The organism is Pseudomonas sp. Pseusp9, from assembly GCF_059491265.1.
In genome coordinates this window covers 2,112,593-2,135,643 of sequence record NZ_CP168500.1, presented here as the reverse complement: position 1 = coordinate 2,135,643, position 23,051 = coordinate 2,112,593, and the positions used below count along the sequence as shown (strand labels likewise).

The following is a 23,051-nucleotide window of genomic DNA, read 5'->3' as shown; positions in this document are numbered from 1 at the left end:
ACAGTGGTGGGGACGGCTATCAGCGTTTTCAACTCCGACTGCCTGGTCAGCTTGACTATCGGCAAAACGGTGTTACAACCAATAGAGCCCACAGTGGGTAAAAAAGGTCCGCGGAGTCAATCTTATTTACAGATTCGACTGCGGATGTACTGGATGATACTCCAGTGATGGAGTCTGTTGCAGAGGGATATGGGTATGTCAGGCGGCAAGGTCAGTGGCAAGGTCAAATGGTTCAACAATGCCAAGGGTTACGGTTTCATCAATGAGGACGGTAAGACAGAAGACCTGTTTGCCCACTACTCCGCCATCCAGATGGAAGGCTATAAAACCCTGAAAGCCGGACAAGCTGTCGTATTCGACATCATCCAGGGCCCCAAAGGCCTGCACGCGGTCAACATAGGCAATCCGGTGGATGCTTCGAAAGCGACGACATCCCCCGTGCAACAGACCGTTACGGTGTAAGGCCGCACCACCATCCCGCCATAAAAAAACCGCCTGACTCAAATACTTGAATCAGGCGGTTTTCATATTCCTGCGTCTTCCTACATGTGCGAGATCAGCGCATCACCGAAACCGGAAGACGACACCAGTTTCGCGCCTTCCATCAGACGCTCGAAGTCATAGGTCACGGTCTTGGCGGAAATCGCGCCGTTGGTGCCCTTGATGATCAGGTCGGCCGCTTCGGTCCAGCCCATGTGGCGCAGCATCATTTCAGCGGACAGGATCAGCGAACCCGGGTTGACCTGGTCCTTGCCGGCATACTTCGGTGCCGTACCGTGGGTGGCTTCGAACATGGCCACGGTGTCGGAAAGGTTGGCACCCGGTGCGATACCGATACCGCCCACTTCCGCCGCCAGGGCGTCGGAGAGGTAGTCGCCGTTCAGGTTCAGGGTAGCGATCACATCGTACTCGGCCGGGCGCAGCAGGATCTGCTGGAGCATGGCGTCGGCGATGGCATCCTTGACGACAACGTTCTTGCCGGTTTTCGGGTTCTTGAACTGCATCCACGGACCACCGTCGAGCAGGGTCGCGCCGAACTCTTCAGCCGCCACTTCGTAGGCCCATTCCTTGAAGGCACCCTCGGTGAACTTCATGATGTTGCCTTTGTGCACGATGGTCAGCGAATCGCGATCGTTGTCGACCACATATTGCAGGGCCTTGCGCGCCAGGCGCTTGGTGCCTTGCAGCGACACCGGCTTGACGCCGATACCGCAGTTCTCGTCGAAACGGATCTTGGTAACGCCCATTTCCTCCTTGAGGAACTTGATGACCTTGGTGGCTTCCGGTGTACCGGCCTTCCACTCGATGCCGGCGTAGATGTCTTCGGAGTTCTCGCGGAAGATGGTCATGTCGACGTCGCCCGGCTTCTTGACCGGGCTAGGCACGCCTTCGAACCAGCGCACCGGGCGCAGACAGACGTACAGGTCGAGCTGCTGACGCAGGGCCACGTTCAGGGAACGGATGCCGCCACCGACCGGGGTGGTCAGCGGGCCCTTGATGGAAACCACGTAATCCTTGACCGCGTCCAGGGTTTCCTGAGGCAGCCAGGTGTCCTGATCGTAAACCTGAGTCGCTTTCTCCCCGGCGTACACTTCCATCCAGGAAATCTTGCGCTCGCCACCGTAGGCCTTCTTAACAGCAGCATCGACAACCTTGATCATGACCGGACTGATGTCGACACCAATGCCGTCGCCTTCGATGAAGGGGATGATCGGGTTATTAGGAACATTGAGAGAATGGTCTGCATTGACGGTGATTTTGTCGCCGACGGCTGGAACCTGAATCTTCTTGTAACCCATGCTGAACTCCACTGATTGGATTGAACATCTGGCTTGGTTCGAGCGTAACCCAGTTGAATCGGCGCGCAAACCCTATGTTCCATCCAACCGCCTCAAAGCCTTGCAACTCGCGCGCTACAAGCCTGAAAGCAAAGGGAAAAGCGCCAAACTCAAGCACGACGAATGACCTTGTGCCCTGCTCGCCCCTGCGACCTTTAGACCAATGGACGACATTCGTTGCGTATGAACCATCGGCAGATTGCCAGCTACCTATGTATAATGCTGCCGCTGACTAAAGGGTCACGTCAGGTTGAACGGCCCGCTGCTTGGTAAAAAGCGACGAGCGTTTCCGCCGAAGGCCGGTCTGTTACCGCAGCCCGGCCACTTGACACCCTACTGATGCACCCAACATCACAGCAACGAAACCTCGATATTCGGCTCATGGATGACTTTGAACGAACGCGCTTACCCGGCGCCCTCGAGTTTCTGCGCACGCTTTAGCAAAGAAGAGAGAGTTAATCCGAATATGCCCACCCGCTCGAAGATCATCTATACCTTCACCGACGAAGCTCCTGCCCTCGCCACCTATTCACTGTTGCCTATCGTAGAGGCGTTCACCGCCTCGGCTGATATCGCCGTTGAAACCCGCGATATCTCTCTTGCAGGGCGCATCCTGGCCAGCTTCCCCGAGCAACTGGGCGACAAAGCCGTAGCCGACCACCTCGCCGAACTGGGCGCCCTGGCCGTTACGCCTGAAGCCAACATCATCAAGCTGCCGAACATCAGCGCTTCGGTTCCACAGCTGCAAGCGGCGATCAAAGAACTGCAAGCCCAGGGCTACAACCTGCCGGACTACCCGGAAACCGTGACCTGCGACGCCGACAAAGAAGCCAAGGCGCGCTACGACAAGGTCAAGGGCAGCGCCGTGAACCCGGTTCTGCGCGAAGGCAACTCCGACCGTCGCGCTCCGCTGTCGGTCAAGAACTACGCTCGCAAGCACCCGCACAAAATGGGCGCCTGGGCCAAGGACTCCAAGTCCCACGTCGCGCACATGAGCACCGGCGATTTCTACGGCAGCGAAAAAGCCGCCCTGATCGACGCCGCTGACGCCGTTAAAATCGAACTGATCGCCCAGGACGGCACCGCCACCGTCCTGAAAGAAAAGACCAGCGTACAAGCCGGTGAGATCCTCGATTGCGCGGTCATGAGCAAAAACGCCCTGCGCAGCTTCATCGCAGCCGAAATCGAAGACGCCAAGGCACAGGGCGTGCTGCTGTCGGTTCACCTGAAAGCCACCATGATGAAGGTCTCCGACCCGATCATGTTCGGCCAGATCGTTGCCGAGTTCTACAAGGACGCACTGGCCAAGCACGCTGACGTGCTGGCACAGATCGGCTTCAACCTGAACAACGGCATCGGCGACCTGTACGCTCGCATCAAGGCCTTGCCTGCCGAGCAGCAAGCTGCCATCGAAGCCGACATCCAGGCGGTCTACGCCGCTCGCCCTTCCCTGGCGATGGTCAACTCCGACAAGGGCATCACCAACCTGCACGTGCCGAGCGACGTGATCGTCGACGCCTCGATGCCGGCCATGATCCGTGACTCCGGCAAGATGTGGGGTACCGATGGCCAGCTGCACGACACCAAGGCGGTGATCCCGGATCGCTGCTACGCCACCATCTACCAGGCAGTGATCGAAGACTGCAAGGTAAACGGCGCTTTCGATCCGACCACCATGGGCAGCGTGCCGAACGTTGGCCTGATGGCGAAGAAAGCCGAAGAGTACGGTTCCCACGACAAGACTTTCCAGATCAAGGCTGACGGCGTTGTTCGCGTCACCGACAGCAAGGGCAACCTGCTGCTGGAGCAGTCGGTTGAAGCCGGCGACATCTTCCGCATGTGCCAGACCAAAGACGCGCCGATCCAGGACTGGGTCAAACTGGCCGTCAACCGTGCTCGCGCCAGCAGCACTCCGGCGATTTTCTGGCTGGACCCGCTGCGCGCCCACGACGGCGTGGTGATCGAGAAAGTTCAGGCTTACCTGAAGGATCACGACACTGCCGGCCTGGACATCCAGATCATGTCCCCGGTCGACGCCATGAAGTACACCCTGCAGCGCACCCGCGACGGCAAGGACACCATCTCGGTGACCGGCAACGTACTGCGCGACTACCTGACCGACCTGTTCCCGATCATGGAACTGGGCACCAGCGCCAAGATGCTGTCGATCGTGCCGCTGATGAACGGCGGTGGCCTGTTCGAAACCGGCGCCGGCGGTTCGGCTCCGAAGCACGTTCAGCAGTTGCTGGAAGAAAACTTCCTGCGCTGGGATTCGCTGGGTGAATTCCTGGCCCTGGCTGCGTCCCTGGAACACCTGGGCGTGACCTACAACAATCCAAAGGCGCTGGTTCTGGCCAAGACCCTGGACCAGGCCACCGGCCAGTTCCTGGACAACAACAAGTCGCCATCGCGCAAAGTCGGCAACATCGACAACCGCGGCAGCCACTTCTACCTGGCGCTGTACTGGGCTCAGGCCCTGGCTGCCCAGACCGAAGACACTGCACTGCAAGCGCAGTTCGCGACCCTGGCCAAGACCCTGACCGAGAACGAGGCGACCATCGTTGCCGAGCTCAACGCCGTCCAGGGCAAGCCAGTGGACATCGGCGGTTACTACCACGCCGACGCCGAGCTGATCAGCAAGGCCATGCGCCCAAGCGCAACCTTCAACGCGGCTGTCGCTGCGCTGGTTTAAGGTTGTAAGGGAACATCACAAACCCCGGCCAAGTGCCGGGGTTTGTGTTTTTGGCGTTAACACATGCTTATCAGCCGGAACCCGAACCATTGTGGGAGCGAGCCTGCTCGCGAATGCGGTTTATCATTCAATATCGATGTTGACTGACCCACCGCTTTCGCGAGCAGGCTCGCTCCCACAGGATCCGTGTTTCACCATTCAAAACTTGAGGACATCTCATGGACTGGCTCCCCCACATCACCGTCGCCACCATCGTCGAAGACAACGGCCGCTTCCTGATGGTCGAAGAATCCAAGCACGGACGCGTGGTGCTCAACCAGCCCGCCGGCCATCTGGATCCGAACGAAACCCTGACCGAAGCCGCTGTCCGCGAAACCCTCGAGGAAACCGGCTGGGACATCGAACCGACCGGCGTACTGGGGATTTACCTCTATACCGCCCCCAGCAACGGCGTAACCTACCAGCGGGTCTGCTTCATCGCCAAAGCAGTGAAACACCACCCCGATTACCAGCTGGACGACGGTATCGTCGGCGCCAAGTGGCTGACCCGCGAGGAATTAATCGAACAGCGTGACAACTGGCGCAGCGAGCTGATCATCCGCTGTATCGATGATTATCTGGACGGTAAACACTTCGGCCTCGAATTGATCCGTCCTTCTCTTTAGCCTTGCAGGCTGGAGCCTGTTAGAATCGCGTCCTTTTTCAAGACACTCATTGAATCCCTATGCGTGATCCAGCCCCTTCTGACACACAAAAGAAGCGCGTCATTGTCGGTATGTCCGGCGGCGTGGACTCTTCCGTTTCCGCCCTCCTGCTGATCGAGCAGGGTTATGAGGTGGAAGGCCTGTTCATGAAGAACTGGGAAGAAGACGATGGAACCGAATACTGCACCGCCATGGATGACCTGGCGGACGCCCAGGCCGTGTGCGACAAGATTGGCATCAAGCTGCACACCGCCAACTTCGCCGCCGAGTACTGGGACAACGTGTTCGAGCATTTCCTGGCCGAATACAAGGCCGGACGCACGCCGAACCCGGACATCCTGTGCAACCGCGAAATCAAGTTCAAGGCGTTCCTCGACTACGCCATGATGCTTGGCGCCGACCTGATCGCCACCGGTCACTACGTGCGTCGCCGCGATATCGACGGCCGCACCGAACTGCTCAAGGGTCTGGACCCGAACAAGGACCAGAGCTACTTCCTGCACGCCGTCGGCGGCGAGCAGATCGCCAAGACCCTGTTCCCGGTTGGCGAGCTGGAAAAACCGCAGGTGCGCGCCATTGCCGAGAAATACGAGCTGGCGACCGCGAAGAAAAAGGATTCCACCGGGATCTGCTTCATCGGCGAGCGCCGCTTCAGCGACTTCCTCAAGCAATACCTGCCGGCGCAACCGGGTGAGATCAAGACCACCGAAGGTGAAATCATCGGCCGTCACCATGGCCTGATGTATCACACCATCGGCCAGCGCCAGGGCCTGGGCATTGGCGGGCTCAAAGATGCCAGCGATGAGCCGTGGTACGTGCTGATCAAGGACCTGGAACACAACGAGCTGATCGTCGGCCAGGGCAACGATCACCCGTGGCTGTTCTCCCGCGCCCTGCTCGCCTCGGACATCTATTGGGTCAACCCGATCGATCTGAGCCAGCCGCGCAGGCTGACGGCCAAGGTCCGTTATCGCCAGGGCGACCAGCCCTGCACCCTGGAAAAGACCGCCACGGGTTATCGCGCCACCTTCGATGATCCGCAACGCGCGGTCACTCCGGGCCAGTCCGTGGTGTTCTACGACGGCGAAATCTGCCTCGGCGGCGGCGTGATTGAAGTGGCTGAGCCCTGGACCAGCAAGGACACGGCTAAAGGCGAGCAGCAATGAGCCCCATTCAGGAGCAATTGACAGCACTGGGCGGCGTGTTTCTCGCCGCCGTGCTGGTGGACAGGATTGCCAAGACCGGCCAGACCAACGAAGCCGGCCTGACCTGCATGCTCGGCAGCCTGTTGATTCGCGATCCCAAGGACACTCTGGAGGTCTACGGCGGCGATGACATCAACCTGCGTGAAGGTTATCGCGCCCTGATCGGCGCCCTCGAACGCGACCCGAGTGCCCTGCAGCGTGAACCGCTGCGCTACGCCCTGGCCATGCTCGGTCTTGAGCGTCAATTGGCAAAGCGCAACGACATGCTCGACGCGATCGGCAAACGCCTGCCGCAGATTCAATCCCAGGTCGAACACTTCGGCCCGGCGCACGAAAACGTCATCGCCGCATGCGGCGCGCTGTATCAGGACACCCTGAGCACCCTGCGCCAACGCATCCAGGTGCACGGCGACATGCGCAACCTGCAACAACCGAGCAACGCCTCGAAAATTCGCGCCCTGCTGCTGGCCGGCATTCGTTCGGCACGCCTGTGGCGGCAACTGGGCGGTCATCGCTGGCAGCTGGTGATCAGCCGCCGCAAATTGCTGAAAGAGCTTTACCCATTGATGCGTAACGAATAACCCGCATCGACAGTACCGAACCTAGCAATACGCGTAATACGCCGGTCAGTTGGCGACGGACCGGCGGATTTTTTCATGTATGATACGCGCCCCATTTCGTTGCCCGACTGTCCGAGAACACCCCATGCAGCTCTCTTCGCTCACTGCGGTTTCCCCTGTTGACGGCCGCTACGCCGGCAAAACCCAGGCCCTGCGCCCAATTTTCAGCGAGTACGGCCTGATCCGTGCCCGCGTCCTGGTTGAAGTGCGCTGGCTCCAGCGCCTGGCCGCTCACCCCGCCATCAGCGAAGTGCCGGCGTTCTCCGCCGAAGCCAACGCTGTGCTCAACACCCTGGCGGAAAACTTCTCTCTGGAGCACGCCGAGCGCGTCAAAGAGATCGAGCGCACCACCAACCACGACGTCAAAGCCATCGAATACCTGCTCAAAGAGCAAGCGGCCAAGCTGCCGGAACTGGCCAAGGTCAGTGAGTTCATCCACTTTGCCTGCACCAGCGAGGACATCAACAACCTGTCCCACGCCCTGATGCTGCGCGAAGGTCGTGATGACGTGATGCTGCCGCTGATGCGCCAGACCGCCAACGCCATCCGCGAACTGGCCATTCGTTTCGCCGACGTGCCGATGCTGTCGCGTACCCACGGTCAACCGGCCTCGCCGACCACCCTGGGCAAAGAACTGGCGAACGTGGTCTACCGCCTGGAGCGTCAGATCGCCCAGGTCGCTGCCGTTCCGCTGCTGGGCAAGATCAACGGCGCTGTCGGCAACTACAACGCACACCTGTCGGCCTACCCCGAGATCGACTGGGAAGCCAACGCCCGCGCCTTCATCGAAGACGAACTGGGCCTTGGCTTCAACCCGTACACCACGCAGATCGAACCGCACGACTACATTGCCGAGCTGTTCGACGCGATCGCACGCTTCAACACCATCCTGATCGACTTCGACCGCGACATCTGGGGCTACATCTCCCTGGGTTATTTCAAACAGCGCACCATCGCTGGCGAAATCGGTTCGTCGACCATGCCGCACAAGGTCAACCCGATCGACTTCGAAAACTCCGAAGGCAACCTGGGCATCGCCAACGCACTGTTCCAGCACCTGGCGAGCAAACTGCCAATCTCTCGCTGGCAGCGTGACCTGACCGACTCCACCGTGCTGCGCAACCTCGGTGTCGGTTTCGCCCACAGCGTGATCGCGTACGAAGCCAGCCTCAAAGGCATCAGCAAACTGGAGCTCAACGAGCAGAAGATTGCCGCTGACCTGGACGCCTGCTGGGAAGTATTGGCCGAGCCGATCCAGACCGTGATGCGCCGCTACAACATCGAAAACCCGTACGAAAAGCTGAAAGAACTGACCCGCGGCAAGGGCATCAGCCCTGAAGCGCTGCAGACTTTCATCGACGGCCTGGACATGCCAGCTGCCGCCAAGGCTGAGCTGAAACTGCTCACCCCGGCCAACTACATCGGCAACGCTGTAGCACAAGCCAAACGCATCTGATCGACCGCTAGACCCTTTTAAGACGCCCGGCCGCGCCGGGCGTTTTTATTCCCGTCTGAAAAGTGCATTTTTTCAATAGGTTACACATGAATCCTGATATTCCTCTTCAACTTCTGGGCGGCATCACGGCACGGGAATTCCTGCGCGACTACTGGCAGAAAAAGCCGCTGCTGATCCGCCAGGCGATCCCTGATTTCGAAAGCCCGATCGACGCCGACGAACTGGCCGGCCTGGCGCTGGAAGAAGAAGTCGAATCGCGCCTGATCATCGAGAATGGCGAACGCCCGTGGGAACTGCGTCGCGGCCCGTTCGCCGAAGACGAATTCAGCAAATTGCCTGAAACTGACTGGACCCTGCTGGTTCAAGCGGTGGATCAATTTGTGCCGGAAGTCAGCGAACTGCTGGAAAACTTCCGCTTTCTGCCGAGCTGGCGCATCGACGACGTGATGATCAGCTACGCCGCGCCAGGTGGCAGCGTTGGTCCGCACTTCGACAACTACGACGTGTTCCTGCTGCAAGGCCATGGCAAGCGCAACTGGAAGATCGGCCAGATGTGCAACACCGAGAGCCCGCTGCTGGCCCACGCCGACCTGCGCATCCTCTCCGAATTCGAAGCCACCGATGAATGGGTGCTGGAACCGGGCGACATGCTCTACCTGCCGCCACGCCTGGCCCATTGCGGCGTTGCCGTTGATGAATGCATGACCTACTCGGTCGGCTTCCGCGCACCGAGCGCTGCCGAAGTGCTGACCCACTTCACTGACTTCCTCAGCCAGTTCCTGTCGGACGAAGAACGCTATACCGACGCCGACGCCGTGCCGACAGCCGATCCTCACCAGATCCAGCGCGACGCACTCGACCGCTTGAAAGGCCTGCTGGCCGAGCACATGAGCGACGAGCGCCTGCTGCTGACCTGGTTCGGCCAGTTCATGACCGAGCCACGCTACCCGGAACTGGTGGTCGGCCCGGAAGACGTCGCAGAAGACGACTTCATGTCCGCCCTGGAGCAGGGCGCGATCCTGATTCGCAACCCTAGCGCGCGCCTGGCGTGGTCCGAAGTCGACGACGACCTGCTGCTGTTCGCCAGTGGCCAGAGCCGTTATCTGCCGGGCAAACTGCGCGAACTGCTGAAGATGATTTGCGCCGCCGACGCGCTGCACGCCGACAACCTCGGCGAATGGCTGAGCGATGAAGACGGTCGCGGCCTGCTGTGTGAACTGGTCAAGCAAGGAAGCCTGGGGTTTGCCGATGAATAAGATTCACGTACGTGTCGCAGACTGGCAGAAGGACAACGCCGAGATCCGGCGCATTCGTGAAACGGTGTTCGTCGCCGAGCAGTGCGTTCCACCCGAACTGGAATGGGATGCCGACGATGCAACCGCCGTGCATTTCCTCGCGTTCGAAGGCGACTTTCCGATTGGCACCGCCCGCTTGCTGCCCGATGGTCACATTGGCCGAGTGTCGGTGCTCAAGGACTGGCGCGGCCTGAAGGTCGGCGACGCGCTGATGCAAGCGGTGATTGGCGAAGCCGAAGCACGCGGCTTGAAGCAGCAGATGCTCAGCGCGCAAGTGCAAGCCACGGCGTTCTATGAGCGCCTGGGCTTCAACATGGTCAGTGAGGAGTTCCTGGAAGCCGGGATTCCGCATGTGGACATGGTGCGGCACTCGGCCTGATACCGAGGCGCCCGCGAAGAGGCCAGAAAGAACACCACAAAACGCCCCGCCATTTTCGGATGCCGGGGCGTTTTGCTGTCTACGATTCAACTTACCCCACCCCGAGCCGACAAACTTGTAGGAGCGAGCCTGCTCGCGATGGACGTGAACGATAATGCTGGAAGCCTGACACCCCGCGGCGTCCTCAAGACCATCGCGAGCAAGCTCGCTCCTACAAAACCCCGGACCGACAAACTGGCAGTATCAACACATACACCTGTAGGAGCGAGCTTGCTCGCGATGGACGTGAACGATGATGCTGGAAGCCTGACACCCCGCGGCGTCCTCAAGACCATCGCGAGCAAGCTCGCTCCTACAAAACCCCGGGCCGACAACGTGGCAATATCAAGCCTTCAGAACGCGGAGATAACGGACATGTCCCTACGCACCCTGCTCACCACCCTGCTGCTCGGCTGCAGTCTTTCGGTGATGGCAGCCACAGAAATCATCCCCCTCAAATACCGCACCAGCACCGACCTGCTGCCGGTGGCGCAGGATTTCGTCGGCAAGGAAGGCCAGGTCAGCGCCTACGGCAGCCAACTGATTGTCAACGCCGATCAGCGCAAGATCGACGAACTTAAAGCCCTTCTTTCGCAACTCGATACGGCGCCCAAGCGGCTGTTGATCACCGTCGACACCAGTGACAACAACTTCCAGGGTGACCAGGGCCAGGCGGTGAACGGCACCAAGCCAGGCCAGACCCGCATCATCAACTACAGCACCGACAGCCGCGACGGCGGCATTCAGCAGGTGCAGGCCAGCGAAGGCGCACCGGCACTGATCCAGGTCGGCCAGAGCGTGCCGATCACCAGCAGCCAGAGCGATTCGTATGGCGGCTACAACAGCCAGACCGAGTATCGCAATGTCACCCAGGGTTTCTACGTCACCGCAAACGTCACTGGCGACATCGTTCACCTGTTGATCAGCACCAACCGTGACCGCATGAGCCAGGAACGCCCCGATGTAGTGAACGTACAAAGCACCGACACAACGGTCACCGGCCACCTCGGTGAGTGGATCCTGCTGGCCGGGGTCAATGGCCAGACCCAGGCCGACAAACAGGGCCTGACCCGCAGCTATTCGACCCAGAGCCGCAACGACATGACATTGCGGGTTAAAGTCGACACCCTGGACTAAAGCACCAAAAACTGACTGCCGAGTCGTATTAGACCAAAGATGTAGTGCTCGAAAAAAAGCACTACAAAACGTTTGACGAGTCAAAAAAGCGAAGGCATGATGGCCTCGCTCCCGCTAATCAGGGGCCCTGGCAAGGGCCTTCGAGGCGATGTTCGCAACCTACCCCCCGCGAACCGCTTCGTGTCTGTACCGCCCACAAGGTGTGTTTGACGAGGTTGTCGACTGGAACGAAGTTGTCCCGAGGGACGGAAGCGTAATTAGGTAACCCGGCAGCACACTGATGTTCGTACCAAGGCCCACGACGCCCGAATGCGCCCGCAGTTCGCCTTTACCTGCTCACTTCCCCTCGAGCCGATCGTTCATCCCGTCGCCCTCCCCGCCGAATCCGACTTGACCACTAAAGCTTCTGGTCAGCGAGCGCAGGAATTTTCCACCGCAGAACAACTTTTCATAAAGACGCGACGAGGTTTATCTCCCATGGCACTGACACGCGAACAGCAAATTGCAGCCCTCGAAAAAGACTGGGCTGAAAACCCGCGCTGGAAAGGCGTGACACGCACTTACTCCGCTGCTGACGTCGTCCGCCTGCGTGGCTCGGTTCAACCTGAGCACACCTTTGCAAAAATGGGCGCCGAGAAGCTGTGGAACCTGGTTACCCAGGGTGCCAAGCCAGCCTTCCGTCCTGAGAAAGATTTCGTCAACTGCATGGGCGCCCTGACCGGCGGCCAGGCTGTGCAACAAGTCAAAGCCGGCATCCAGGCGATCTACCTGTCGGGCTGGCAAGTGGCTGCGGACAACAACTCCGCCGAATCGATGTACCCGGACCAATCGCTGTACCCGGTGGACTCGGTTCCAACCGTGGTCAAGCGCATCAACAACGCGTTCCGTCGTGCCGACCAGATCCAGTGGAAAGCCGGCAAGAACCCGGGCGACGCTGGCTACATCGACTACTTCGCGCCAATCGTGGCTGACGCCGAAGCCGGTTTCGGCGGCGTACTGAACGCTTACGAGCTGATGAAGAGCATGATCGAAGCAGGCGCCGCCGGCGTTCACTTCGAAGACCAGCTGGCTTCCGTGAAGAAATGCGGCCACATGGGTGGCAAGGTACTGGTTCCTACCCAGGAAGCCGTACAGAAGCTGACCGCTGCCCGTCTGGCGGCAGACGTTGCCGGTACTCCGACCATCATCCTGGCCCGTACCGACGCCAACGCCGCTGACCTGCTGACTTCCGACTGCGACCCGTACGACCAGCCATTCGTGACTGGCGAACGTACCCAGGAAGGTTTCTACAAGGTGCGCGCCGGTCTGGACCAGGCTATCGCTCGCGGCCTGGCCTACGCGCCGTACGCCGACCTGATCTGGTGCGAAACCGCCAAGCCGGACCTGGAAGAAGCCCGTCGCTTCGCCGAAGCGATCAAGAAGGAATACCCGGACCAACTGCTGTCGTACAACTGCTCGCCTTCCTTCAACTGGAAGAAGAACCTGGACGACGCGACCATCGCCAAGTTCCAGCGCGAACTGTCCGCCATGGGCTACAAGCACCAGTTCATCACCCTGGCCGGCATTCACAACATGTGGCACAGCATGTTCAACCTGGCGCACGACTACGCCCGCAACGACATGACTGCCTACGTAAAGCTGCAAGAGCAGGAATTCGCCGACGCCGCCAAGGGTTACACCTTCGTGGCGCACCAGCAGGAAGTGGGCACCGGCTACTTCGACGACATGACCACCGTGATCCAGGGTGGCTCGTCGTCGGTTACCGCACTGACCGGTTCGACCGAAGAAGAACAGTTCCACTGATCTGCTTCGCTTGAGACATCAGCCGCTGCGGATCGGATAAAAAGCTAACCGCAACGCTGCACATCTGACGCCCCGACTGGTTCGGGGCGTTTTTTTGCCTGCGATTCAACAAACAACGCAAGCCCCCTTGTAGGAGCGAGCCTGCTCGCGATGACCCTGAGGACGCCGCAGGGTGTCAGGCCCCCAGCGTCATCGTTGACCACCATCGCGAGCAAGCTCGCTCCTACAGGTACAGGGGATGGTGGTGACCTGGAAAAACATTGATCCAGAGCGACATCAACGTCAGAAAAATCCGCTAAAACGCACACCGCTGCTACTTGCTGTAACGCCCATATAAGACAACTTCCCGAGTATCCGAGGGACAAACAGTTTGAAAACCCACCCAAACAATACTGATTATCATTCAGTCACAACTATGTTCGTTACATTCCCTACAAAACATTATTTGCGAAAAGCCCCCTAATGCCCGCAACGCAAGGGCTACGGCGCTTTCGCCGCTCGCTATGTCCTTATTCCTATAAATAATTTCGCTATAGGAATTTTACTTGCCGGGTGTTTAGCCATAAAATCAGCGGGATCGATTGCTGCGACATATCGTCACTGCTTTGTTTCTTTTCAAGCTCAGAGACCTTTGCTCTCTGTTAAGGATTACCAGCATGCCCGAAGCGACAGGACTCATGGCCCACAACTGGGGCTTTGCCATTTTCCTTCTAGGCGTTGTCGGCCTCTGCGCCTTCATGCTGGGCGTTTCCAGCCTGCTCGGGTCAAAAGCCTGGGGCCGCAGCAAAAACGAACCGTTCGAGTCCGGCATGCTACCTACAGGTGGCGCCCGCTTGCGGCTCTCAGCCAAATTCTATCTGGTCGCGATGCTCTTCGTGATCTTCGATATCGAAGCCCTCTTTCTCTTTGCATGGTCTGTGTCCGTCCGCGAAAGCGGCTGGACCGGATTCGTCGAAGCTCTCGTTTTCATAGCAATTCTGTTGGCAGGCCTTGTCTACCTATTCCGAGTGGGCGCCCTTGACTGGGCTCCGGAAGCTCGGCGCAAGCGGCAAGCGAAGCTGAAACAATGAGGCTTTGGCAATGCAATACAATCTCACCAGGATCGACCCCGATGCTCCTAACGAGCAGTATCCGATTGGCCAACGGGAAACCGTTTCCGATCCGTTAGAAGATCAAGTCCACAAAAACATTTTCATGGGCAAGCTCGAAGACGTGCTCAACGGCACGATCAACTGGGGGCGCAAGAACTCCCTGTGGCCGTATAACTTCGGTCTTTCGTGCTGCTATGTGGAAATGACCACCGCCTTCACGGCGCCCCACGACATCGCGCGCTTTGGCGCCGAGGTTATCCGGGCATCGCCGCGCCAGGCGGATTTCATGGTTATCGCCGGTACCTGCTTCATCAAGATGGCGCCGATCATCCAGCGTCTCTACGAGCAAATGCTCGAGCCTAAATGGGTCATTTCCATGGGTTCGTGCGCCAACTCCGGTGGCATGTACGACATCTACTCAGTCGTTCAAGGGGTGGACAAGTTCCTGCCCGTGGACGTCTACGTGCCTGGCTGCCCGCCCCGCCCGGAGGCTTTCCTGCAAGGTTTGATGCTGTTGCAGGAGTCGATTGGACAGGAGCGTCGCCCGCTTTCCTGGGTCGTTGGCGATCAAGGCGTGTACCGCGCCGAGATGCCTTCCGAGAAGGAAAAGCGCCGCGAACAGCGAATCGCAGTCACCAACCTGCGCAGCCCCGACGAAGTCTGATCCAGATCTGCTTCTTTAAAAGAACGAGAAACTGGCTTCATTCTTTACGTTGACCGAAAGCGATAAAATAACCATGACTACAGGCAGTGCTCTGTACATCCCGCCTTACAAGGCAGACGACCAGGATGTGGTCGTCGAACTGAACAACCGTTTTGGCCCGGAGGCGTTCACCGCCCAGCCTACCCGCACCGGCATGCCGGTGCTTTGGGTTGCCCGCGCCAAACTCGTCGAAGTCCTGACCTTCCTGCGTAACCTGCCCAAGCCGTACGTCATGCTCTATGACCTGCACGGCGTGGACGAGCGCCTGCGCACCAAGCGCCAGGGTCTGCCGAACGGCGTCGACTTCTCCGTGTTCTACCACCTGATGTCGATCGAACGTAATAGTGACGTGATGATCAAGGTCGCCTTGTCCGAGAGCGACCTCAGCTTGCCGACCGTCACCAGCATCTGGCCGAATGCCAACTGGTACGAGCGTGAAGTCTGGGACATGTACGGTATCGACTTCAAAGGCCACCCTCACCTGTCGCGCATCATGATGCCGCCGACCTGGGAAGGTCACCCGCTGCGCAAGGACTTCCCGGCCCGCGCCACCGAGTTCGACCCGTTCACCCTGAACCTGGCCAAGCAACAGCTCGAGGAAGAGTCTGCGCGCTTCAAGCCTGAAGACTGGGGCATGAAGCGTTCCGGCCCGAACGAGGACTACATGTTCCTCAACCTCGGCCCGAACCACCCGTCCGCGCACGGTGCGTTCCGCATCATCCTGCAGCTGGACGGTGAAGAGATCGTCGATTGCGTACCGGACATCGGCTACCACCACCGTGGTGCCGAGAAAATGGCCGAGCGTCAGTCCTGGCACAGCTTCATCCCGTACACCGACCGTATCGACTACCTCGGCGGCGTGATGAACAACCTGCCGTACGTGCTCTCGGTCGAGAAGCTGGCCGGTATCAAGGTGCCGGAGAAGGTCGACGTCATCCGCATCATGATGGCCGAGTTCTTCCGGATCACCAGCCACCTGCTGTTCCTGGGTACCTACATCCAGGACGTCGGCGCCATGACCCCGGTGTTCTTCACCTTCACCGACCGTCAGCGTGCCTACACCGTGATCGAAGCCATCACCGGTTTCCGTCTGCACCCGGCCTGGTACCGCATCGGTGGCGTCGCCCACGACCTGCCGCGCGGCTGGGAAAAGCTGGTCAAGGATTTCGTCGAGTGGATGCCCAAGCGCCTGGACGAATACCAGAAGGCCGCACTGGACAACAGCATCCTGCGTGGCCGGACCATCGGCGTCGCCGACTACAACACCAAAGAGGCCCTGGAATGGGGCGTCACCGGTGCCGGCCTGCGTTCGACCGGTTGCGATTTCGACCTGCGTAAAGCGCGCCCGTACTCGGGCTACGAGAACTTCGAATTCGAAGTGCCGCTGGCGGCCAATGGCGATGCCTACGACCGCTGCATCGTGCGTGTCGAGGAGATGCGCCAGAGCATCCGGATCATCGACCAGTGCCTGCGCAACATGCCGGAAGGCCCGTACAAGGCGGATCACCCGCTGACCACGCCGCCGCCGAAAGAGCGCACCCTGCAGCACATCGAGACCTTGATCACGCACTTCCTGCAAGTTTCGTGGGGCCCGGTCATGCCGGCCAACGAATCCTTCCAGATGATCGAAGCGACCAAGGGCATCAACAGTTATTACCTGACGAGCGATGGCGGCACCATGAGCTACCGCACCCGGATTCGTACCCCAAGCTTCCCGCACTTGCAGCAGATCCCTTCGGTGATCAAAGGCAGCATGGTCGCGGACTTGATCGCGTACCTGGGTAGTATCGATTTCGTTATGGCCGACGTGGACCGCTAAGCATGAACAGCACGCTTATCCAGACAGACCGTTTCACCTTGAGTGAAACCGAGCGCTCGGCCATCGAGCACGAGCTGCATCACTACGAAGACCCGCGCGCGGCGTCCATCGAAGCCCTGAAGATCGTCCAGAAGGAACGCGGCTGGGTGCCGGACGGCGCCTTGTACGCCATCGGCGAGATCCTCGGCATTCCGGCCAGCGACGTTGAAGGCGTGGCGACGTTCTACAGCCAGATCTTCCGTCAACCGGTTGGCCGTCACATCATTCGCGTCTGCGACAGCATGGTCTGCTACATCGGCGGCCACGAGTCGGTGGTCAGCGAAATCCAGAGCAAGCTGGGCATCGGCCTGGGTCAGACCACCGCCGACGGTCGTTTCACCCTGCTGCCGGTCTGCTGCCTCGGCAACTGCGACAAGGCGCCGGCGTTGATGATCGACGACGACACTTTCGGTGATGTGCAGCCCGCTGGCGTTGCCAAATTGCTCGAGGGCTACGTATGACCCTGACTTCCTTCGGTCCTGCCAACCGCATCAAGCGTTCGGCCGAGACTCACCCGCTCACCTGGCGTCTGCGTGACGACGGCGAAGCCGTCTGGCTCGACGAGTACCAGGCCAAGAACGGTTACGCCGCCGCGCGCAAAGCCTTCGCCGACATGGCTCAGGACGATATCGTCCAGACCGTGAAAGACTCCGGCCTCAAGGGCCGCGGCGGTGCAGGCTTCCCCACTGGCGTGAAGTGGGGCCTGATGCCGAAAGACGAATCCATCAACATCCGCTACCTGCTGTGCAACGCGGATGAAATGGAGCCGAACACCTGGAAAGACCGCATGCTGATGGAGCAACTGCCCCATCTGCTGATCGAAGGCATGCTGATCAGTGCCCGCGCACTGAAAACCTACCGTGGCTACATCTTCCTGCGTGGCGAGTACACCACCGCCGCCAAGCACTTGAACCGTGCCGTGGAAGAAGCCAAGGCAGCGGGGCTGTTGGGCAAGAACATCCTGGGCAGCGGCTTTGATTTCGAGCTGTTCGTCCACACCGGCGCCGGGCGTTACATCTGCGGTGAAGAAACCGCACTGATCAACTCCCTCGAAGGCCGTCGCGCCAACCCGCGCTCCAAGCCGCCCTTCCCTGCCGCCGTGGGCGTGTGGGGCAAGCCGACATGCGTGAACAACGTTGAAACCCTGTGCAACGTCCCGGCGATCATTGCCGACGGCGTGGACTGGTACAAATCGCTGGCCCGCGAAGGCAGCGAAGACATGGGCACCAAGCTCATGGGCTTCTCCGGCAAGGTGAAAAACCCGGGCCTGTGGGAACTGCCATTCGGCGTCACCGCTCGCGAGCTGTTCGAAGACTACGCCGGTGGCATGCGCGACGGTTACAAGCTCAAGGCCTGGCAGCCAGGCGGCGCCGGTACCGGCTTCCTGTTGCCGGAGCACCTGGACGCACAAATGTACGCCGGCGGCATCGCCAAAGTGGGCACCCGTATGGGTACCGGCCTGGCCATGGCGGTGGACGACAGCGTCAACATGGTGTCGCTGCTACGCAACATGGAGCAGTTCTTCGCCCGCGAATCCTGTGGTTTCTGCACCCCGTGCCGCGATGGCTTGCCATGGAGCGTCAAGCTCCTGATGGCCATCGAGAACGGCGAAGGCCAGCCAGGCGACATCGAGACCCTGCTGGGTCTGGTCGGTTTCCTCGGCCCGGGCAAGACCTTCTGTGCTCACGCACCGGGCGCCGTGGAGCCGTTGGGCAGCGCAATCAAATACTTCCGTCCAGAGTTCGAAGCCGGTATCGCGCCTGTCAGCGCCGCCGTCCCGTCTCTGGCAAGGCCGATCGTAGTCGGCGCGTAAATGCTTAAAAAGGCGAAGGGTCCGTGCCCTTCGCTTTTCGTGTGATGACGCCGCAAGCGGCTGTGTTGATTCGCGCGAATGACAAGATTCCATTAGCCACGCCCGCTGACACCGGGCCAACGAAGAACTTTGAACCATGGCCACTATCCACGTAGACGGCAAAGCGCTCGAAGTCGATGGGGCAGACAACCTGTTACAGGCATGTCTGTCTCTGGGCCTCGATATTCCGTATTTCTGCTGGCACCCTGCCTTGGGCAGCGTTGGCGCTTGCCGCCAGTGCGCGGTCAAGCAGTACACCGACGAGAACGACACCCGTGGTCGTATCGTGATGTCCTGCATGACCCCTGCCACCGACAACACCTGGATCTCCATCGACGATGAAGAGTCCAAGGCGTTCCGCGCCAGTGTTGTCGAATGGCTGATGACCAACCACCCTCACGACTGCCCGGTCTGTGAAGAAGGCGGTCACTGCCACCTGCAAGACATGACGGTAATGACCGGCCACAACGAGCGCCGTTACCGCTTCACCAAGCGCACTCACCAGAACCAGCAACTGGGCCCGTTCATTTCCCACGAAATGAACCGCTGCATCGCTTGCTACCGTTGCGTGCGCTTCTATAAAGACTACGCCGGTGGCACCGACCTCGGTGTGTTCGGCGCCCACGACAACGTGTACTTCGGTCGCGTTGAAGATGGCGTGCTGGAAAGCGAGTTCTCCGGCAACCTCACCGAGGTCTGCCCGACCGGTGTGTTCACCGACAAGACTCACTCCGAACGCTACAACCGCAAGTGGGACATGCAGTTCTCGCCGAGCATCTGCCATGGCTGCTCCAGCGGCTGCAACATCTCCCCGGGCGAGCGTTACGGCGAACTGCGTCGCATCGAAAACCGTTACAACGGTTCGGTGAACCAATACTTCCTGTGCGACCGTGGCCGTTTCGGTTATGGCTACGTCAACCGCACCGACCGTCCGCGTCAGCCGCTGCTGGCCAACGGTGCCAAGCTGAGCCTCGACGAAGCGCTGGATAAAGCCGCCGACCTGCTGCGCGGCCGCAACATCGTCGGTATCGGTTCGCCACGCGCCAGCCTCGAAAGCAACTACGCGTTGCGCGAACTGGTCGGTGCCGAGCACTTCTACTCCGGCATCGAAGCCTCCGAACTGGAGCGCATTCGCCTGGTCCTGCAAGTGCTCAAGGACAGTCCGCTGCCTGTGCCGAACATGCGCGACATCGAGGACCACGACGCCGTGTTCGTCCTCGGTGAAGACCTGACCCAGACTGCTGCACGCATGGCCCTGGCCCTGCGTCAGTCGGTCAAAGGCAAGGCCGAAGACATGGCCGACGCCATGCGCGTCCAGCCATGGCTCGACGCCGCGGTGAAGAACATCGGCCAGCACGCACTGAACCCGCTGTTCATCGCCAGCCTGGCTGAAACCAAGCTCGACGACATCGCCGAAGAGTGTGTACATGCCGCTCCCGACGACCTGGCGCGTATCGGTTTCGCCGTGGCTCACGCCCTCGACGCCAGCGCTCCGGCCGTCGAAGGCCTGGACGCCGAAGCCCTCGAGCTGGCCAAGCGCATTGCCGACGCCCTGCTCGCGGCCAAGCGCCCACTGATCATCGCCGGTACTTCCCTGGGCTCCAAAGCGCTGATCGAGGCTGCTGCCAACATTGCCAAAGCCCTGAAGCTGCGCGAGAAGAACGGTTCCATCAGCCTGATCGTGCCGGAGGCCAACAGCCTCGGCCTGGCCATGCTCGGTGGCGAATCGGTCGACGCCGCGCTGCAAGCGGTGATCGACGGTCGTGCCGACGCCATCGTCGTGCTGGAAAACGATCTGTACACCCGTACCGACAAGGCCAAGGTTGATGCGGCCCTGACCGCCGCGAAAGTGGTGATCGTCGCCGACCATCAGAAGACCGCCACCAGCGATCGCGCGCACCTGGTCCTGCCGGCCGCCAGCTTCGCTGAAGGCGACGGTACCCTGGTCAGCCAGGAAGGCCGCGCCCAGCGCTTCTTCCAGGTCTTCGATCCAAAGTACATGGATGCGAGCATCCTGGTTCACGAAGGCTGGCGCTGGCTGCATGCCCTGCGCGCGACCCTGTTGAACCAGCCAATCGACTGGACCCAACTGGACCACGCCACCGCCGCCGTCGCTTCCAGCACATCGATCCTGAACCGCATTGTCGATGCCGCACCGTCCGCCGCGTTCCGCATCAAGGGCATGAAACTGGCCCGTGAACCGCTGCGTTACTCCGGTCGTACGGCCATGCGCGCCGACATCAGCGTGCACGAACCGCGTACCCCGCAGGACAAGGACACCGCGTTCGCCTTCTCGATGGAAGGTTACTCGGGCTCGGCCGAACCGCGTCAGCAAGTGCCATTCGCCTGGTCTCCGGGCTGGAACTCGCCGCAAGCCTGGAACAAGTTCCAGGACGAAGTCGGTGGTCACATCCGCGCTGGCGACCCGGGCACCCGCCTGATCGAAAGCAGCGGTGATTCGCTGAACTGGTTCGCCAGTGTTCCACGTGCATTCAACCCGGCCCAGGGCACCTGGCAGGTCGTGCCGTTCTTCCACCTGTTCGGCAGCGAAGAGAACTCTTCGAAAGCCGCTCCGGTTCAGGAACGCATTCCAGCTGCCTACGTCGCACTGGCCAAGTCCGAAGCCGACCGCCTGGGCGTCAACGACGGTGCCATGTTGAGCTTCAACGTGGCCGGCCAGACCCTGCGTCTGCCGCTGCGCATCAATGAAGAGCTGGGCGCTGGCCTTGTGGCACTGCCTGCGGGCATCGCCGGCATTCCACCGGCAATCTTTGGCAAATCCGTTGACGGTCTGCAGGAGGCAGCTCAATGACCTGGTTCACTCCTGAAGTGATCGACATCATCATCGCGGTCCTCAAGGCCGTGGTGATCCTGCTCGCCGTGGTGGTCTGCGGCGCCCTGCTCAGCTGGGTCGAGCGTCGTTTGCTCGCCCTCTGGCAGGACCGTTACGGCCCGAACCGCGTGGGTCCGTTCGGTGCGTTCCAGATCGCTGCCGACATGATCAAGATGTTCTTCAAGGAAGACTGGACGCCGCCGTTCGCCGACAAGGTGATCTTCACCCTGGCACCGGTCGTGGCCATGAGCGCCCTGCTGATTGCCTTCGCGATCATCCCGATCACCCCGACCTGGGGTGTGGCGGATATCAACATCGGCATCCTGTTCTTCTTCGCCATGGCCGGGCTGTCGGTCTACGCGGTGCTGTTCGCCGGCTGGTCGAGCAACAACAAGTTCGCCCTGCTGGGCAGCTTGCGGGCCTCGGCACAAACCGTGTCGTACGAAGTGTTCATGGGCCTGTCGCTGATGGGCATCGTGATCCAGGTCGGCTCGTTCAACATGCGTGACATCGTTGAATACCAGGCGCAGAACATGTGGTTCATCATTCCGCAGATCTTCGGTTTCCTGACCTTCTTCATCGCTGGCGTCGCCGTGACTCACCGTCACCCGTTCGACCAGCCGGAAGCGGAACAGGAACTGGCCGACGGTTACCACATTGAATACGCCGGCATGAAATGGGGCATGTTCTTCGTCGGTGAGTACATCGGTATCGTACTGATTTCGGCGCTGCTGGTGACCCTGTTCTTCGGTGGCTGGCACGGCCCGTTCGGCATCCTGCCGCAGATCCCGTTCATCTGGTTCGCACTGAAAACCGCGTTTTTCATCATGTTCTTCATCCTGCTGCGCGCCTCGATTCCGCGCCCACGGTATGACCAAGTGATGGATTTCAGCTGGAAGTTCTGCCTGCCGCTGACCCTCGTCAACATGCTGGTGACCGCTGCGATCGTGTTGCTCAACACGCCCGCCGTCGCGGCTCAGTGAGGATAGAGAATCATGAAGTACATATTTGACATCGTGCATGGCCTCTACACCCAGCTTCGCAGCCTGGTGATGATCTTCGGCCACGCCTTCCGCAAGCGCGACACGCTGCAGTACCCGGAAGAACCGGTCTACCTGCCGCCGCGCTACCGTGGACGTATCGTCCTGACCCGCGACCCCGACGGTGAAGAGCGCTGCGTAGCCTGCAACCTGTGTGCCGTGGCGTGCCCGGTCGGTTGCATCTCGCTGCAGAAAGCTGAAACCGAAGACGGTCGCTGGTACCCGGACTTCTTCCGCATCAACTTCTCGCGCTGCATTTTCTGCGGCCTCTGCGAGGAAGCCTGCCCGACCACCGCGATCCAGTTGACGCCGGATTTCGAAATGGCCGAGTTCAAACGTCAGGACCTGGTTTACGAGAAAGAAGATCTGCTGATCTCCGGCCCCGGCAAAAACCCTGATTACAACTTCTATCGTGTTGCAGGTATGGCGATTGCCGGTAAGCCGAAAGGCTCCGCGCAGAATGAAGCCGAACCGATCAACGTGAAGAGCTTGCTGCCTTAAGGAAG

Annotated in this window: 20 protein-coding genes; 19 read left to right on the top strand and 1 reads right to left on the bottom strand. The window is 60.1% G+C overall.

Going from position 1 to position 23,051, the window contains the following annotated elements; all coding sequences use genetic code 11:
• The first annotated feature begins 195 nt into the window (after nt 1-195).
• Nucleotides 196-462, top strand: coding sequence for a cold shock domain-containing protein CspD (cspD, locus tag ACEN8E_RS09600; protein WP_495592389.1), 267 nt, complete (start codon nt 196-198; stop codon nt 460-462).
• Between the two features lie 80 nt (nt 463-542).
• Here the strand turns inward: cspD and icd are convergent, their stop codons facing one another.
• Nucleotides 543-1,799, bottom strand: a complete 1,257-nt coding sequence (icd, locus tag ACEN8E_RS09595; protein ID WP_057399856.1) for an NADP-dependent isocitrate dehydrogenase — start codon at nt 1,797-1,799, stop codon at nt 543-545.
• Here icd and ACEN8E_RS09590 point away from each other — a divergent pair.
• The 18 genes from ACEN8E_RS09590 to nuoI all read left to right on the top strand — a co-directional run bounded on the left by ACEN8E_RS09590 (nt 1,798) and on the right by nuoI (nt 23,046).
• Complete coding sequence (locus tag ACEN8E_RS09590; RefSeq protein WP_495592388.1) at nt 1,798-1,965, top strand: hypothetical protein; 168 nt, start codon at nt 1,798-1,800, stop codon at nt 1,963-1,965. The genes icd and ACEN8E_RS09590 overlap by 2 nt on opposite strands.
• A 339-nt stretch (nt 1,966-2,304) precedes the next feature.
• Nucleotides 2,305-4,530, top strand: coding sequence for an NADP-dependent isocitrate dehydrogenase (locus ACEN8E_RS09585; RefSeq protein WP_495592387.1), 2,226 nt, complete (start codon nt 2,305-2,307; stop codon nt 4,528-4,530).
• 218 nt (nt 4,531-4,748) lie between these two features.
• The gene (locus ACEN8E_RS09580; protein WP_495592386.1) at nt 4,749-5,195 is read left to right on the top strand and encodes an NUDIX hydrolase; all 447 of its coding nucleotides are present in this window, start codon (nt 4,749-4,751) and stop codon (nt 5,193-5,195) included.
• A 59-nt stretch (nt 5,196-5,254) separates the two neighbouring features.
• Nucleotides 5,255-6,400 carry a tRNA 2-thiouridine(34) synthase MnmA gene (gene mnmA / locus ACEN8E_RS09575; protein ID WP_495592385.1) on the top strand — a complete coding sequence of 382 codons (1,146 nt, stop codon included), beginning with the start codon at nt 5,255-5,257 and terminating at the stop codon, nt 6,398-6,400.
• Complete coding sequence (gene hflD / locus ACEN8E_RS09570; protein WP_495592384.1) at nt 6,397-7,020, top strand: high frequency lysogenization protein HflD; 624 nt, start codon at nt 6,397-6,399, stop codon at nt 7,018-7,020. Before mnmA ends, hflD begins: the two co-directional genes overlap by 4 nt.
• 124 nt (nt 7,021-7,144) lie before the next feature.
• Nucleotides 7,145-8,515: an adenylosuccinate lyase gene (purB, locus tag ACEN8E_RS09565; protein WP_007940861.1), complete on the top strand. Its 1,371-nt coding sequence runs from the start codon at nt 7,145-7,147 to the stop codon at nt 8,513-8,515.
• Between the two features lie 86 nt (nt 8,516-8,601).
• A complete protein-coding gene (locus ACEN8E_RS09560) occupies nt 8,602-9,771 on the top strand; it encodes a ribosomal protein uL16 3-hydroxylase (protein ID WP_495592383.1) in 1,170 nt (389 codons plus the stop codon).
• On the top strand, nt 9,764-10,189 hold the full coding sequence (locus ACEN8E_RS09555) for a GNAT family N-acetyltransferase (RefSeq protein ID WP_495592382.1): 426 nt from the start codon (nt 9,764-9,766) through the stop codon (nt 10,187-10,189). Before ACEN8E_RS09560 ends, ACEN8E_RS09555 begins: the two co-directional genes overlap by 8 nt.
• 414 nt (nt 10,190-10,603) lie before the next feature.
• Nucleotides 10,604-11,365 (top strand): secretin N-terminal domain-containing protein, encoded by a 762-nt coding sequence (locus ACEN8E_RS09550; RefSeq protein ID WP_495592381.1) that lies wholly within the window; start codon nt 10,604-10,606, stop codon nt 11,363-11,365.
• A gap of 477 nt (nt 11,366-11,842) precedes the next feature.
• Complete coding sequence (gene aceA, locus ACEN8E_RS09545; protein ID WP_096510123.1) at nt 11,843-13,168, top strand: isocitrate lyase; 1,326 nt, start codon at nt 11,843-11,845, stop codon at nt 13,166-13,168.
• Between the two features lie 656 nt (nt 13,169-13,824).
• Nucleotides 13,825-14,238, top strand: coding sequence for an NADH-quinone oxidoreductase subunit A (locus ACEN8E_RS09540; protein ID WP_003223812.1), 414 nt, complete (start codon nt 13,825-13,827; stop codon nt 14,236-14,238).
• Between the two features lie 10 nt (nt 14,239-14,248).
• Nucleotides 14,249-14,923 (top strand): NuoB/complex I 20 kDa subunit family protein, encoded by a 675-nt coding sequence (locus ACEN8E_RS09535; protein WP_046037844.1) that lies wholly within the window; start codon nt 14,249-14,251, stop codon nt 14,921-14,923.
• Nucleotides 14,924-14,996: 73 nt separating this feature from the next.
• Entirely contained in the window at nt 14,997-16,781 is a 1,785-nt protein-coding gene (gene nuoC, locus ACEN8E_RS09530; protein ID WP_008020717.1) for an NADH-quinone oxidoreductase subunit C/D, read from the top strand.
• A 2-nt stretch (nt 16,782-16,783) separates the two neighbouring features.
• Nucleotides 16,784-17,281: an NADH-quinone oxidoreductase subunit NuoE gene (gene nuoE / locus ACEN8E_RS09525; protein WP_008020715.1), complete on the top strand. Its 498-nt coding sequence runs from the start codon at nt 16,784-16,786 to the stop codon at nt 17,279-17,281.
• Nucleotides 17,278-18,633 carry an NADH-quinone oxidoreductase subunit NuoF gene (nuoF, locus tag ACEN8E_RS09520; protein WP_495592380.1) on the top strand — a complete coding sequence of 452 codons (1,356 nt, stop codon included), beginning with the start codon at nt 17,278-17,280 and terminating at the stop codon, nt 18,631-18,633. Before nuoE ends, nuoF begins: the two co-directional genes overlap by 4 nt.
• Before the next feature lie 136 nt (nt 18,634-18,769).
• Nucleotides 18,770-21,484, top strand: coding sequence for an NADH-quinone oxidoreductase subunit NuoG (nuoG, locus tag ACEN8E_RS09515; protein ID WP_495592379.1), 2,715 nt, complete (start codon nt 18,770-18,772; stop codon nt 21,482-21,484).
• Nucleotides 21,481-22,488 (top strand): NADH-quinone oxidoreductase subunit NuoH, encoded by a 1,008-nt coding sequence (gene nuoH / locus ACEN8E_RS09510; RefSeq protein ID WP_429369092.1) that lies wholly within the window; start codon nt 21,481-21,483, stop codon nt 22,486-22,488. Before nuoG ends, nuoH begins: the two co-directional genes overlap by 4 nt.
• 12 nt (nt 22,489-22,500) lie before the next feature.
• Nucleotides 22,501-23,046, top strand: a complete 546-nt coding sequence (gene nuoI / locus ACEN8E_RS09505) for an NADH-quinone oxidoreductase subunit NuoI (protein WP_178132024.1) — start codon at nt 22,501-22,503, stop codon at nt 23,044-23,046.
• Nucleotides 23,047-23,051: the final 5 nt, after the last annotated feature.